The 15,518-nt window shown below is 69.8% G+C and carries 6 protein-coding genes; 3 read left to right on the top strand and 3 right to left on the bottom strand.

Features of this window, described 5'->3' with window-relative positions; genetic code table 11:
• Positions 1–19 precede the first annotated feature (19 nt).
• The 3 genes from PP359_RS07660 (at position 20) to PP359_RS07650 (ending at position 8,828) form a co-directional block, all read left to right on the top strand.
• On the top strand, positions 20–5,374 hold the full coding sequence (locus tag PP359_RS07660) for a PKD domain-containing protein (RefSeq protein WP_499250254.1): 5,355 nt from the start codon (positions 20–22) through the stop codon (positions 5,372–5,374).
• The gene (locus tag PP359_RS07655; RefSeq protein WP_036319022.1) at positions 5,371–6,084 is read left to right on the top strand and encodes a CDP-alcohol phosphatidyltransferase family protein; all 714 of its coding nucleotides are present in this window, start codon (positions 5,371–5,373) and stop codon (positions 6,082–6,084) included. The genes PP359_RS07660 and PP359_RS07655 overlap by 4 nt, the downstream gene beginning before the upstream one ends.
• Before the next feature lie 134 nt (positions 6,085–6,218).
• A complete protein-coding gene (locus PP359_RS07650; protein ID WP_499250253.1) occupies positions 6,219–8,828 on the top strand; it encodes a right-handed parallel beta-helix repeat-containing protein in 2,610 nt (869 codons plus the stop codon).
• Between the two features lie 22 nt (positions 8,829–8,850).
• Here PP359_RS07650 and PP359_RS07645 read toward each other — a convergent pair whose 3' ends face one another.
• From PP359_RS07645 to PP359_RS07635, 3 genes are read right to left on the bottom strand one after another with little or no spacing between them, the layout of a single operon-like run.
• A complete protein-coding gene (locus PP359_RS07645) occupies positions 8,851–13,563 on the bottom strand; it encodes a PKD domain-containing protein (RefSeq protein WP_499250252.1) in 4,713 nt (1,570 codons plus the stop codon).
• Between the two features lie 51 nt (positions 13,564–13,614).
• The gene (locus PP359_RS07640) at positions 13,615–14,283 is read right to left on the bottom strand and encodes a hypothetical protein (protein WP_499250251.1); all 669 of its coding nucleotides are present in this window, start codon (positions 14,281–14,283) and stop codon (positions 13,615–13,617) included.
• Positions 14,280–15,518 (bottom strand): glycosyltransferase, encoded by a 1,239-nt coding sequence (locus PP359_RS07635; protein ID WP_499250250.1) that lies wholly within the window; start codon positions 15,516–15,518, stop codon positions 14,280–14,282. Before PP359_RS07635 ends, PP359_RS07640 begins: the two co-directional genes overlap by 4 nt.

Here is a 15,518-nt window from a genome sequence, read left to right as displayed (position 1 = left end):
AGGGGTGACTGGGGGAGTCATGGTGCGCATTCGTACCGGCGTCAGCGGACAGCAGACGCGGATCATCGCGACGGTTCTTGCGGCAGCCGCCGCCGTCATCGTCAGCAGTCTCGTCGTCGTCGCGCCCGCGCGTGCCGATGTCAGTCCGCCGGAGGGCACGCCGTCGACCGTCACGGCCGATGCGCTGCCGACCGTCCAGATCAACGGCATCGTCTGGGACCAGGCCGTCGTCGGCAATGTGGTCTACGCGGCGGGCAAGTTCACCTCGGCCCGCCCGGCGGGGGCGGCGGCCGGAACGAACGAGACGCCGCGCAGCAACCTCCTGGCGTACGACATCACGACGGGCAACCTCATCACGTCGTTCGCGCCGTCGATCAACGCGCAGGTGCGCCAGGTCGAGGCGTCGCCCGACGGCACCCGCCTCTACATCGTCGGCGACTTCACGACCGTCAACGGTCAGACGCGCAACCGCGTCGCCGCCTTCGATCTGCCCAGCGGGACCCTTTCGACCTTCAATCCGAACTCCAACGGAGTGACCTCCGGCGTCGCGGCGACGAACGACACGGTGTATCTCACCGGCACCTTCGGCCGCATGTCGGGAAACGACCGCGCCGGCGCCGCCGCGGTCACACGCGCCGGGGCGCTCCTGCCGTGGGCCCCCGTGCTCGAGGGACGCCAGGGTCGCGTCGTGGTCGTCTCGCCCGACGGCACCAAGGTGGTCCTCGGCGGCAACTTCCAGACGCTCAACGGCAGCAGCAACCCCGGGTACGGCCTCGCGATGGTGAGTGCCGGGGATGCCTCGTTGCTGCCGTTCCAGACCAACAATGTGATCCGCAACGCCGGGCTCGACGCGTCGATCATGTCGCTCAAATCCGACGGTGCCGGATCGTTCTACGGCACCGGCTACGTGTTCGGCGACGGCGGCAATCTGGAGGGCAGCTTCCGATCCTCCTGGGCCACCGGCGACCTCATCTGGGTCAACGACTGCCACGGCGATGAATACGACGTGCAGCCCATGGGCGACGCCGTGTACGCCGCCGGTCATCCGCACTACTGCGGCAGCCTGGAGGACGGTTTCCCCCAGAGCGACCCCTGGACCTTCTACCGCGGCATCGCGGTGACGAACGAGCCCGCCCGGATCACGCCGTCTGGGCTCAACAACGGCTACTTCGACTTCGGCGGCAACCCGGCACCTCGGCTGCTGCACTGGTTCCCCAGCTTCAACGCCGGCTCGGTCAGCGGCGCCTCGCAGGGACCCTGGACGGTCAACGGCAACTCCCAGTACCTCGTCTACGGCGGCGAGTTCACCCGCGTCAACAACACGGGGCAACAGGGTCTGGTGCGCTTCGCGGTCCCGTCGAAGTCGACCAACGCGCAGGGGCCCCTGCTGTGGAACACGGCCTGGCCGGCGACGGCGATCGCGCTGTCCGGGGGATCCGTCCGCGTCAGCTGGCCGCTCAACTACGACCGTGACAGCGAGTTCCTGACGTACGAGGTGCTGCGCAACAACGTCGTCGTGAAGACCTTTGAGAACGTCCGATCGAAGTCGCCCGACTGGGGTCTGCCGGCGATGGCCTACATCGACAACTCGGTGTCCAACGGGACGACGTACACCTATCGGGTGCGGGCGACCGATGCGCAGGGTCATTCCATCCTGGGTGGGACGGCGACGGTGACCGCTACGGGGACCTCGACCGCGAGTGCGTATCGCGACGCCGTGCTGGCCGACACCCCCCTGGACTACTGGCCGCTCGACGACGACTCCTCCACCCTGTCCTACGACTGGGCCGGCGCCGCCGACCTCACGGTCAACAGCGGAGTCACCAGAGGGAGCGCCGGCGCGATGCTCAATGACACGCGCCCGTCGTCCACCTTCGACGGATCGAGCGCCGGATTCGCATCCACGACGCAGCAGATCGCAGGTCCCGACACCTTCGGCATCGAGGCCTGGATCAAGACGACCACGACGGCAGGCGGCAAGATCGTCGGGTTCGGAAACAGCTCGACCGGAACGTCGGGCAGTTACGACCGGCATGTGTACATGGAGCCGGACGGGCGCATCACCTTCGGTGTCTACCCCGGTTCGGTCCAGACGATCACGTCCTCGGCGTCGTACAACGACGGTCAGTGGCATCAGATCTCGGCCGGCCTGAGCTCGGGCGGCATGGTCCTGTACGTGGACGGCGTGCGCGTCGCGATGCGCACCGACGTCACCTCCGCTCAGCCCTACAGCGGCTACTGGCGGGTCGGCGGCGACAGCCCGTGGTCCGGTGCCGCGTTCTTCGCCGGGGCGATCGACGACGTCGCGATCTACGGCGCGCCCCTGACCCGCCAGCAGGTGGCCGCCCACTACGTCGCCTCGGGGCGCACGCTCGCCGCCGCCACGGCGCCCGCCGATGCGTACGGCGCCGCCGTCTACGCGCTCGAGCCGTCGCTGTACTGGCGGCTCGGAGAGAGCTCCGGAAACGTCGCCGCTGACGCCTCCGGCTTCGGCCAACCCGGCACCTACGTCGGCGCGGTCGCACAAGGCGCGGCCGGAGCGCTGAGTGGAGTGAGCGACACGGCGGCGACGTTCTCCGGTGGGCAGGTGATCAGCAAGAACACGTTCTCCAACCCGCGTTCGTATTCGCTCGAGGCCTGGTTCAAGACGTCGACGACGACCGGCGGAAAGATCATCGGGTTCGGCAACAGCCCCGACGGAAACTCCAACAACTACGATCGGCACGTCTACATGACGCCGGACGGCAGCCTGATCTACGGCGTATGGGTCGGCTTCAGTGAGACGCTCCAGACGGCGCCGGGCTATAACGACGGTGCGTGGCACCACGTCGTCGCCACGCAGGGCGCCGAGGGCATGAGGCTCTATGTCGACGGCGCGTTGAAGGGGTCGAACGGTCAGGCCAACGCGCAGGACTACACCGGCTACTGGCACGTCGGCGGCGACGTCACCTGGGGCCCCGGTGACTGGGAGTTCGACGGACAGATCGACGAGGTCGCGGTCTATCCCATGCCGCTCGCGGCGAGCGACGTCGTGCAGCACTACGCGCTCGGCGCGACGGGGACGCCGGCGAACGTTCCGCCGACCGCGTCGTTCACCTCGGCGGTCACCAAGCTCGCCGTGGCGGTCGACGGTACGGGCTCGAGCGACAGCGACGGGACGGTCGCCGGGTACAGCTGGTCGTGGGGCGACGGGTCGCCGGACGGCACCGGTGCAACGGCAACGCACACCTACGCGGCGGCCGGCACGTACACCGTGACGCTCACGGTGACCGACGACAAGGGGGCAACGGGTGTGTCCTCGACGCCCGTCACCGCGGTCGCCAACCAGGCGCCCGCCGCGTCCTTCACCTCGACGGCGGCGGACCTGACCATTTCCGTGGACGGCGGTGGATCGACCGACAGTGACGGTCAGGTCACCTCCTACGCGTGGGCTTGGGGCGACGGAACCCCCGCGGGCGCCGGAGCGACGGCATCCCACACCTACGCCGCTGCCGGCTCGTACACCGTCACGCTCACCGTGACGGACAACGACGGCGCCACGGCGACGCAGGCGATCCCCGTGACCGTCACGGCGCCGGTGGTGGGGTCGACGTACGCCAACGACTCGTTCAACCGTACGGTGGCATCCGGACTCGGCACGGCCGACAACGGCGGTGCATGGACACTGTCGAACACGGCGTCCAACTACCGGGTCGATGGGACGAAGGCCGTCTTCATCCAGCCCTCCGCCACGGCGCAGCGCTACGCGTACCTGACGGGTGTGTCTTCGACCGACACTGCGGTGAACGTCGACATCAGCTTCGCTCAGCGGCCGGTGGGCGCCAGCGCGTATGCGACGGTGCACGCACGGCGCGTCGGCGCCGTCGACTACCGTGCGCGCGTGATCGTCGCCCCGTCGGGCGGGGTGACCGTGCAGCTCTTGCAGACGACGACCACGCTCACCAATGTGGGCACGGCGCTGAACGTCGCTGCGGGCGATGCGCTGCACGTCCGTGTCGAGGCGGTCGGCACGGCACCGACGGCGCTGCGCGTCAAGGTCTGGAAGGTGGGCACCGCCGAACCGGCGGCATGGACCGCGACGGCGAGCGACGCCACCGCCGCACTGCAGGCGGCCGGCTCGGTCGGGCTGGGCGTCTACCTCGGCGGGGGAGCGACGAACGTTCCGTTCGAGACCGGGTTCGACAACTTCTGGACGGGATCGTCCGCGGGGACAGCCCCCGCGAACCAGCCGCCCGTCGCCGCGGTGACGGCGACCCCCTCGGGACTGTCGGTCGCCGTCGACGGGTCCGCGTCCTCCGATGCGGACGGGACCGTGTCGGCATATGCCTGGGACTTCGGCGACGGGGGATCGGGCACGGGAGCGACCGCCTCGCACACCTACGCCACCGCGGGCACCTATACGGTGAAACTCACCGTCACGGACGACAAGGGTGCGACGGGGAGCGCGTCGACATCGGTGACGGTCACCGCGCCGGCCGGACCGCCGAACCAGGCACCGACCGCGGCCTTCACGGCGACGCCTTCGGGAGTGTCGATCGCCGTCGACGGGTCCGCGTCGACGGATGCCGACGGCACCGTATCCGCTTACGCGTGGGACTTCGGCGACGGGACGAGCGGCACAGGGGTCACGGCCACGCACGCCTACGCGGCATCGGGAACGTACACGGTGAAGCTCACCGTGACCGACGACAAGGGGGCGACAGGCACGACGACGAGGGCCGTCACCGTCGCCGCCCCCGCGGCTGCGCCGTTTGCGGCCGACGACTTCGGTCGAGCCTCCGGCACTGCGCTGGGCGCGGCGGTCGTGGGCGGCACCTGGACCCAGACCTCGGGCACCGCCAACGTCGCGATCGACGCAGGAAGGGCGAAGCTCACCTCGCAGGCCGCGGGACAGACGCGCTCGGCGACGCTGAACGCGACGACCTCGGCGAGCACCGATCTCACCTTCGGATTCGCACTGCCGGCGCTGCCGACCGGAGCGCGCATGTACGTTTCCGCCCTCGGCCGCGTCGTGGGGTCGGACGACTACCGCGCGCGGTGGGTCATCGCGCCGGGTGGTGGCGTGCAGGCGCAGCTCGCGCGCGGCGGCACGGTGCTGTCCTCGCTCGATCTTCCCGGATTCACCCTCGCGGCCAACACCGTGTACACCGTGCGCGTGCAGGTGGATGGTACGGGGACGACCGCTCTGCGCAGCAAGATCTGGCCCGCGGGCACCGCGGAGCCCTCGGCATGGCAGCTGAGCACCACCGACACCACGGCGGCGCTGCAGTCGGCGGGCTTCACCGGCTTCACCACCTACGCGGGCACGGGCTTCACAGGCCTGCCGTTCGTCGTGCTCGTGGATGACTTCCAGGCGAAGGTCGTGGTGCCGTGACCGTCGCAGCGGCCTACGCGCAGCTCGGCGCCGCGCAGAAGGGTCGGGGACGCGGAGCTCCGGCGTACTCGCTCTACGTCAACCGTCCGGTCGGCCGGGTCATCGCGGCCGGCGCGTACGCGGTCGGGCTGACACCCAATCAGGTGACCGCCGTCAGTGCCGGGCTGACCTTCACGGGGATCGTCCTTCTCGCGACGGTACCTCCGTCGTTCCTCCTCGGCGTCGTCGTCTGGCTGCTGCTCGCCGCCGGCTACGCCTGGGACAGCGCAGACGGGCAGGTCGCCCGGCTGCGCGGCGGAGGGTCTCTGGCCGGCGAGTGGCTCGATCACGTGGTCGATGCGGCCAAGCTGGTCAGTCTGCACGTGGCGGTCGCCGTCGGGGCGTTCCGCTTCTTCGATGCGCCGGTGGCGTGGATCCTGGTACCGCTGGGCTTCGCGATCGTTGCGACGGTCGCGTTCTTCGGGATGATCCTGAACGATCTGCTGCGCGCCCGCGCTGGCGTGGCCCAGGCGGCGGAGGCGGGAGGATCGTCGCCGCTGCGATCGATCCTCGGGCTCCCTGTCGATTACGGGGTCTGGTGTCTCTCGTTCGTGCTGTGGGGAGCGCCGCCGGTGTTCGTCGTGGTGTACTCCATGCTCGCGTTGACGGCTCTCGTGCACCTCGTTGCGGCGCTGCCGGTGTGGTTTCGCCGCATGAAGCACCTCGGATGAGCGCGCGGTGCGCCGCGCTCGCGGTGAGAAGAGTCTCATAGTCGGCAAGGGCGCTCTCCGCACTTGCTACGCTCGACACACCCCGCGTGCGATCGTTGCCGCGTGGTGGACTCTTGGGGAGAAAGAGACTCCTCATGCGTTCCACGGCGTCTGCCGTCCTTCTCGTCAGCGCGCTCCTCGTCGGCAGCGTTCCCACCGCCGCCTTCGCCGTCGAGCGTGACATCGCCTCCTCGCCGACGGTTGTGACCGCTGCGGCACCCGCCGTGGTCTTCGCGGATGACATGCAGCGCAGCGTCGCGACGGGACTCGGCGGGGCCTCGGGCGCGGCCACGTACCGAATGTCCGACCCGCGCGCCTTCTCCGTCTCGGGCGGAGCGGCGCGTGCGGTCATCCGCGTTCCCGGAACGTCGGTGGCCGCATCGCCGTCCGGGCTCACAGCGCTGGACACGACGCAATCGGTCGCATTCACGGTGCCGAGCCTTCCCGCGTTCGGACGCGGGGTGTATCTGAATCTGCAGGCGCGCAAGACCGCCTCCGGGTTCTACCACGTGCAGGTGGTCGTCGATCCGAAGGGCTCCGCGGTGCTCGAGGCGCTCCGAGTCACCGGATCGCGCCAAGTCGTGCTCGCTCGCACCACCCTCTCGACCCGGCTCCGCGCCCACACCTCCATCGTCCTCGAAGCGAGTGTGAGGGGCACCACTTCCGTGGCGGTCGACGCCGTCGTGACGGTCGGTGGTGTCACCACCCGGCTCGCCGCCACGGACGCGAGCTCGGCCCGTCTCGCCGCCGCCGGCGCGGTCAGCGTGGGCGGCTACCTCTCGAGCAGCTCGTCTGCTCAGCAGTTCGCCTTCGACGACTACCGTGTCGCCGTCGCGCCGACGGGGGCCGGTCCCGGCAGCAACAGCCCTCAGCCCACGCCGTCGCAGCCGTCGACGCCGCGCCCCTCTCCGACGCCGTCCCCGACACTCACGCCGTCCCCGACACCCGCGCCGACGCCGTCCCCCGCGCCGACTCCGTCTCCGTCCGTGCAGCCCGACCCGTCGTCGAGCTCCACGCTCACCTGGGACGAGTCCGGCACACGGCGCCACCGTGGTGCCCCGTCGCCGGGCGTGTCCAGCGCGCCGATTCCGGTCGGCGCCGTCATCGTCGACGGTTCCGCACGCGCCGGGGGCACCGGGTCGGCCTCCGCACCCTTCTCCACCATCCAGAGCGCTGTCGACCGCGCCAGCACCGGTGCCGTCATCGTCGTCCGCAGCGGCACCTACAACGAGAACGTCACCGTACCGGCCGGTAAGCGCGTGACGATCCAATCCGCGCCCGGTGCGCAGGTCTGGCTCGACGGCGCTCGCCCCGTCACCGGGTGGCGCAGCGCCGGAACGACGTGGGTCGTCGACGGGTGGACGGCGCAGTTCGATTCCAGCCCCACGTTCACCCGCGGCGCTCCCGACGGCATGACCAGCGGATGGCAGTGGATCAACCCGGAGCATCCGATGGCCGCGCATCCGGACCAGCTGTGGATCGACGGCGCGGCGCTGGCACAGGTCGGCAGTCGCGATCAGGTGCGTCCCGGCACCTTCTTCGTGGATACCGCCGCCGATCGCCTGTACATCGGTTCCTCACCGGAGGGCCATCAGGTGCGCGCGTCATCGGAGACCAAGGCGCTCTCGATCCGAGGCGCCGGCACGGTCATCCGTGACATCGGCATCCGGGGATATGCGACATCGGTCTGGATGATGGGCACCGTGACGATCGAGGCGCCGGATGTCACCCTTCAGGGGGTGACCGTCGCCGACAACGCGACGACGGGAGTGTTCGTGGGGGCCGCGCGCGCGACTCTGCGCGACGTGACCCTCGCTCGCAACGGTCTGCTGGGCATCGGGGCGAACCTGGCGGACGATCTGCGTCTCGAGAACGTCCTGGCCCTCGAGAACAACGCGGAGCACTTCAACCAGGCTCCGGTGTCGGGGGGCGTGAAGATCGCCAAGTCGCGCGGTGTTCGCGTCGTCGATTCCGCCTTCCTCCGCAACGACGGCCCGGGGATCTGGACGGACCAGTCCGTCTTCGATCTCACGATCGCCAGGAGCGACCTGATCGGCAATCTCGGGCACGGCGCCTTCATCGAGCTGACTCAGAAGGTCGACATCGTCGACGATCTCATCGTCGGGAACGGCGGCAATGCGCTGAAGATCAACAACACCGGCGACGTGCAGATCTGGAACAACACGATCGTCGGCGGAAACCGGACGATCAACATCGTCCAAGACTCTCGCAGCCAGGCGGACGCGTCCGTCCCTGGCCACGATCCGCGGCGTCCGTTCCCCGACCCCGACATGCCGTGGACGATCCGAGACATCGCCCTCGGCAACAATGTGGTGGGAGGCAGCAGCGGCGCGTGCACCCTGTGTGTCGAGGACTACTCGCACCGCTTCGCCGCGAGTGAGCTGAACATCCGATCGGACGGCAACATCTTCCAGCGCACGGGAGCATCGCAGCCCGCGTGGCTCGTCGTATGGTCCCGGGGCGCCGCGAACGTGAATCCCTTCGTCTTCACGACGCTCGACAGCTACCGTGCGATCACGGGCCAGGACCTGCACTCGATCTCCATCGACGGTCGCCCGGTGACCACCCCCACCGGTTCTCTGCTGGGCGATGTGTCGCACCCAGGTGTCGCGCAACCCCGCCCTCCGCGCGCAGCGGCGTGGTGGACGGGATCGGTCGACGGGGTCGGGGCGCGGATGCCGTGATCGGCGCCCGACCCCGTCGGAACTACTTCGCGGGTCCGGCCCAGAAGCCGTCGTAGGAGTACTGCACGGGAACGGCGGTGGCGCTGGCGGACAGGTAGCTGTTGATGCCGACGACGCCGGGCACTTGGAGGGCCGGAGTGGCGTCGGACGATGTCAGGGTCCACGATGCGGGCTCCGCCGTCGCGGTGCGCCACACCTTGGCCTTGAGGCTCGTCGCGTTGGCCCCGCTCACCTGGAAGCGGATGCTGAGTGCATCGCCGGCGGTCACCGTCGTGTTCGGGATGGTCAGGCTCGTCAGCACGGTCTCGGTGCCTGCCACCGTGCGGGTGAGCCACACGGCCACGGCTCCCGTCGAGGCCACACGCACCTTCGCCCGATAGTCGTTCGCGGCATCGACCTGTCGACCGATCGCGGAGAAGTAGTACCCGCCCCCGGTCGACGGCTGGCTGAACGTCACGGTGAACCGCTCCTCGGTGTCGGTCGACGCGGTCGCCGCGGGCAGCGACGCCGTGTACGAGTTGCCCGCCGACAGCGTGACCTTCCCTGTTCCGCCGGAGACGGAGAACTTGCCGACCGCCGTCGCCGTGTTCGGCGTGATCGCCCAGGCTCCGCCCACATCGGAAGCGCCCCAACCGCTGGCGACGGTGCGCTCGAAGTCGTCGCGCGCCCACACCCGCGGGGCCGTGACCGTCACGGGAGCGGTCTGTGCGGATGTCGCACCGTGATCGTCGGCCACGGTCAGCGAGATCGTGTAGGACCCGGCCGCCGCGTAGTCATGCACGGCGGTGGCGCCTGTCGCGCTCGTCCCGTCTCCGAAATCCCAGGTATACGAGGCGATGCTGCCGTCCGGGTCCGTCGAGCCGGTGGCATCGACGGCAACACGAAGGTCGGTCACCCCTGTGACGAACGCGGCTACCGGCGGCTGATCGGCCACCACCGTGATCGCGTGGGACGCGGTGGTGGTGGCCCCCTTGTCGTCTGTCGTCACCAGCGAGACGGTGTAGGTGCCGGCCGATGTGTAGACGTGCGAGGCCGTCGCTCCCGCGCCCGTGGATCCGTCGCCGAAGTCCCACGCGAACGAAGCGATGGAGCCATCGGGGTCGGTGGAGGCGCTGGCGTCCACGCTCACGGAGAGGAAGTCCGTCGTCTCCGTGAAGGCCGCTGTCGGCGGTTGGTTCGGAACGGCGCTCGCCGTCACCACGCGCGTCACCGTGCCCGTCATCTCGTCGTTGTCGGTCACCGTGAGCCGCACCGTGTAGTCGCCTGGAGCGGCGTAGGTGTGCGCGGCGTTCGTCCCGGAGGCTGAGGTTCCGTCGCCGAAGTCCCACGCAAAGGCGGCGATGGAGCCGTCGCTGTCGTGCGATGCGCTGCCGTCCACGCTGAGGGCGAGATGGTCGATGGTGGGGGAGAAGGCCGCGGTGGGCGCTTGGTTCGGCGCCACGGTCACGGTCTTCGACAGTGCGCCGGTGAGAAGCGTCGCGTCCGTGGCGGTGAGCGTGATCGTGTACGTGCCGGCGGCGGCGTAGGTGTGCGTCGCCGTCGGTCCTGACGCGCTCGTGCCGTCGCCGAAGTTCCATGCGTAGGTGGCGAGGTTGCCGTCGGCATCCGTCGTCGCGGAGCCGTCGACCGTCGTCGTGAGATAGGTCGAAGCGACCGTGAACGAAGGCACCGGTGCGCGTTCGCTCGGTACGCGGCCCGCCGCGGCGAAGTGCGCGCGCACACGACTCTCGCTGAGGACGCTCGGATATACGGCGACCTCGTCGAGGGTGCCGGCGATGTAGTTGCTCGACGTGTTGCCCCAGGTCTTGTCACCGCCGATCCGCCAGAAGCCGCGGTAGACCTGTGCGGTGGTCACCGGAGAACTCGCCACGAGCTGGGTGTCGATCCACAGTTTCATCCCGTCGGCTCCCTGCGAGGCGACGATGTGGTGCCACTGGCCGTCGTTGTAGGCGTTCGTGCTCGTGATGGTGTTCTGCGTGCCGTTGTACGTGCCGAAGTTCACGCGCCCATTGCTCTGCATCACGACGTGCCGGTCGTAGCTGCTGCTCAGCCCGGAGGACGTGTTGCCGAACCCGATGAGCTTGCCACCCTTCGTGCTCGTGGTCTTGACCCACAGTTCGGCGCTGAACGCCTGCGGCGCGTCCCACGCTTCTTGAGCAACTCCGAGCGCCGTGCTGCCGTTGAAGGTGGTGGCGCTACTGCCGGGGGTGATCCCGCTGACGGCGCGTGTGACGGTACCCGACAGTGCTCCGACCGGACCGCCGCCGGCGGCGTCGGTGAGTGCGGTGCCCGTGGCTTCGTCGAGACGCCAGTAGAGATCGGGTCGATCGGCCGACACCGTTGTGCCGTACGCGTCCGAACCGGCGGTGCCCCATGCGCCCGTGCGACCGCTCACGGTGTAGTGCGACTGCACATCCGTCTGCGAGAGCGCCTTCGGGTAGACGGCGACATCGTCGATGCTGCCGGCGAGCCCGGCGTCGGTGGGACGATTCGTGAAGCCCGACGTCTGGTCGGCCCCGATACGCCAGTAGCCCGTGTAGGTCTTCGGAGTCGTCGCCGCCTGGGACCGTCCGACGCGTACGCCGTCGACGAAGAGCTGCATCCCCGTGCCGTCGACCGTGCCGACGAGGTGGTGCCATTGACCGTCGTTCACGCTGCCGCGGCTGTACACCGTGCGATAGGCCCCGTCGTTGATCGCGAAGTTCACGCGCCCCGCGGTGTCGAGATACAGCACGCGGTCGGTGCCGCCGGAAGACGAGGTTCCGGTGGCGGAGTCCCCGAAGCCGACGATGCGGCCTCCCCGTGTGCTCGTGGTGTTCACCCACGCCTCGACCGACACCGCCGTGTCGCTCGGCAGCGGATCCACCGTGGTCATGCGTGGTGTGCTCCCGCCGGCGGAGGTGATCGCGGCATCCGTGTCGCCCTGCAGGGCGCCGGGCGCTCCGAGCAAGAGTCCGGTGGGGATGCCGGGAGCGTCGCCCACGTCATCGAACAGTCGCGTGGCCCCGCTCGGCTCTCCGAGTCGCCAGTAGTGCGAGGCTCCGCCGGCGCGGACGGCGGCGCGGTACGCGGAGGTGGCCGCGTCGGAGACGGTGATCCAGGGTGACCACGCGCTCCACTGGATGTTGCCGTCGGCATCCTTTGCTCTCACCTGGTAGCGCACTTGGCTGCCGGGAGTCTGTCCGCTGTCGACGATGCTGAGACTCGGCAGCGACCAGAAGCGACCGTCGGTGCGGCTGAACGTGGCGATCTTGGTCGCAGGGCTGCGGAAGACGTCATAGGTGACGGTCGCCCCGTCGCGGTCCCACGCGCTGCTGAACGGCACACGCACCAGCCCGCGCTCGTTCGAGTACGGTGTGGGCGTCATCGCGGCGGTGTAGATCGGACCGCTCAGATGCGGTGACACGGTGCGCTTGCCGAATCGGGCCAGACCTTGCTGGGCGATGCCGTTCACCTTGGGGAACTCACCGCCGAGGACGACGTAGTTGTTGTTGCCGGTGACGCTCCACGCGGCCTGGCGTGCGGAGGTATAGGACCCGAAGTCGAGGTCGGGGTACCAGTTCAGCAGGCCCGCGTACGGCAGGCCGGTGAAGTCCCACCCGTAGGCGTCCTTGCGCGTGATCGTGCCCACGGGGGTCGTCGGCTCCGCCGTCGCCTTCATCCACCGCGAGCGCGGGTTCGTGTCGGGGAACCCGCCGACGACGCTGCAGTCGTGGTGGTGGCTCGCCACGTAGAGCACGCCGTTCTGCGGGAAGGTCGAGTACGTGTCGCCGAGGCAGTCGTTGACCCAGTTCAGTGCTCCGGTGTACGGATCGGCGGCGAACGTGCCCTCGAACGAGGCGCCCGCGCCGAACGCGTAGCCCGAGCCGTAGACCTGCGTGCCGTCGGTACTCAGGCTGGAGATGGCGCCGTTGAGGCCGGCGCTGCGGATGCGGTCGACGGCGGCCCAGGGCAGGCTGGCGCCGGTCGCGGCATCCAGAGCTCCCATTCCGTACGCGGTCGCGCCGTTGAGCACGGTGAAGGATCCGGCCACGATCAGCCGCGATGCGTCGGGGCTGGTGACCATGTCCCAGACGAGCCCGTCGCCCGATGCCGTCGGTGCCCACGACGTCAGCGCGCCGGTCGTCGCGCTCCACGCCGCCAGTTCGGTGCGCGGCTGGCCGTTGCTGGAGCGGAAGTTCCCGCCCGCGTATACGGTGTCGCCGATGAACGAGAAGGCGCGCACCTGTCCATCGGTGCGCGGTGCCCACGGCGTCAGCGCACCCGTCGCGACGTCGAAGGCGGCCACGTGTGCACGCGCCTGGCCGTCGACGGTGGTGAAGTCGCCGCCGAAGTAGACGGTTCTCCCGTCGGGAGCGGCGCGGACGACGAGTCCCTGGGCGTCGAACGAGTGCGAGAATCCCGCGACGGGGTTGCCGGTGGTGATGTCGAAGGCGAACACGTTGTTCGCGTCGATCTCACCGGCTCCGCCCGCCGCGACCCCCGGCGGCCGCGCTTTCGTGAAGCTGCCGGTCACGTAGACCGTGGTGCCGACGACGGCCTGACTCCAGACGACGCCGTTGATCTGCCAGGTCGGCAGGAGATCCACGGTCACCGTCTCCGGCGCCGCCGGCGTAGGATCGGCCGCCGCGGCGGGTGCGGCGGCAACGAGACCGCCGGCGATGACCGTCGCGGCTACGAGGACGGGCGCGAGCAGGCGGGTGAGACGCGACGACTGCGCGGCGAGTCGGGTCATGATGCTCCTCGGGCGGAGTGGGCAACGGATGCCGGGCGGAACACGGCGGGGTCAGGTCAGCGCGCCGCGGAACACCGCGGACGTGTGGAGCGCGTCGAAGTCGACGACGATCGTGAGCGGGGCGGAGTGGTCGGTCGGCGCCGCGACCGCGTAGACCGCGGTCGTCATCTGCCGCGGGTCGACGGTGCCGCTGAAGTCACGCGCCCCGGACTCCGGGGTGTAGACGGGGGTGAGTCGGTTGCCCTCGGCATCCAGCACCGTCACGACCGACGTCGAGACGTCGATCGGTGCGGTCGACCCGTTGGTGAGTTCGACGGTGAGTCGGGCGAACTCGCGTCCGGTCGCGGCGCCGGGGCCCTGGGACGTCTCGGTGGCGTACGAGACATCCGTGATCCGCAGCGTGACACCGTCCGCATACACCACCGGTGCATCGGGAGCTGATGCCGCCGCGCTCACGGTGGCGGTGCCGTCGCCTCGTCCGACTTTCGCGACGGGAGCGGGTGACGCTGTGGGGGCTTCGCTGACAGCCTCTCCCGTGGACACTGGTGCGCTGGAGGCCGGAGCCGCCGGTGTCGCTGCCGGGGCGGATGCCCCCTCCGGGAGCGGGGCGGAGCAGGCCGTGGTGGTCAGAACGAGGGTCAGGCTGAGCGCTGCCGCTGCCGCACCGATCGTGGCGGCGCGGGGGCGGGGACGTGCGGACGTCGCGACCGTGCGCCTCATCGCCCTCTCCCCTCGAGCACGAGGGGTTCCGACTCGCTCATCACCGTCGACGCCGCCGTCCGACCGGGCGCTCGCGCGCCGAGATCTCCGATGCGCTCGGCGAGTGCGTCGGACAGAGCGCGATGGTAGGCGTCCGGCGAGTGGCGCCGTCGCACCGTCTCGGCGTCTCGCCACGCCCGGTCGCGCATTGCGGCCCAGTCGTCTCGCACTCCGGTGAGACCTCTCGCGAGGCCATCGGCGCTGTCGGTCGGAACGAGGACGGCTGCTTCGAGCCCCCCGGAGGCCTCGCGCAGCCCCGAATGATCGGCGGCGACCACCGGGCGTGCGCACATCAAGGCCTCGATCAGGACGTTGCCGAACGATTCGTCCCCGCGGGAGGGAACGACCGCCACGTCGGCAGCGGACACGATGTCCCACACCATCCGTTGGAAGCCGACGATGCGAACACGGTCCTCGAGTGCAAGGCGCGAGATCTGTTCTCGGAGCTGTCGCTCGTACCACTCGTAACCGCGGAAGACGTCGCCCACGATGTCGAGTTCCGCGTCGATCCCCGCGGCCCGGAGACGATCGATCGCATCGATGGCGAGATCCACTCCCTTTCTCGGCGACAGACGTCCGACGTACACGACCCGCAGGGGTCCATCGAGGTGGATGCGGGCCGGCGACGGTCGGTCGGGGCCGGCGATACCGTTCAGGACGACCCGGGCACGATCGCGCCGCTCGAGCCATGCAGACCCTGACACGCGACGACTGGTCTGGGAGTTGAAGACGACGCCGCTCGCCCACCGCAAGGGTCGGGTCAGAAGTGCGCGCGCGGGCGCCGACAGCGTGGATTCGGCTTCGTGCACGTGCACGACGCTGGCGGCTCCCGCCCGCCGTGCGGCGCGCAGCCAGAACGGGATGGTCACCGTGTTCACCATCACCACGTCGGCTTCGAGATCGGCGACCAAGCGACGCATGCGCGGCGTCTGCGTGGCGATCTCGCGGATGAGTCGCACGAGTCCGCCGGGCCGCAGGGCGCTCTTGCGGATCACCGGCGCGTCCAGGAACACGACGTCGGCGCCGGCGGCTCGCAGCAGCGGAATGAGGGGTCCGTCATCCGAACTGGTCACGACCACATGCCACCCCAGTTCGACGAGGCCGCGAACGCCTTCGAGCATCATCCGGTCCGATCCGTAGAGGTCGGCGGAAGGGTTCGCGATCAGGACGGTGCGACCGTGGGCGGTGGAGGCCAT

The sequence above is a fragment of the Sphingomonas sp. BLCC-B65 genome (genome assembly GCF_028550675.1).
Taxonomy (GTDB): Bacteria; Actinomycetota; Actinomycetes; order Actinomycetales; family Microbacteriaceae; genus Microbacterium.
This window is presented reverse-complemented; position numbering and strand designations above follow the sequence as displayed.

Bases quoted from the DNA above. Each gene is read 5' to 3' on its own strand.
- PP359_RS07635 (WP_499250250.1), bottom strand. From the start codon at position 15,518: ATGGCCTCCACCGCCCACGGTCGCACCGTCCTGATCGCGAACCCTTCC.
- PP359_RS07645 (WP_499250252.1), bottom strand. From the start codon at position 13,563: ATGACCCGACTCGCCGCGCAGTCGTCGCGTCTCACCCGCCTGCTCGCG.
- PP359_RS07650 (WP_499250253.1), top strand. From the start codon at position 6,219: ATGCGTTCCACGGCGTCTGCCGTCCTTCTCGTCAGCGCGCTCCTCGTC.
- PP359_RS07660 (WP_499250254.1), top strand. From the start codon at position 20: ATGGTGCGCATTCGTACCGGCGTCAGCGGACAGCAGACGCGGATCATC.
- PP359_RS07640 (WP_499250251.1), bottom strand. From the start codon at position 14,283: ATGAGGCGCACGGTCGCGACGTCCGCACGTCCCCGCCCCCGCGCCGCC.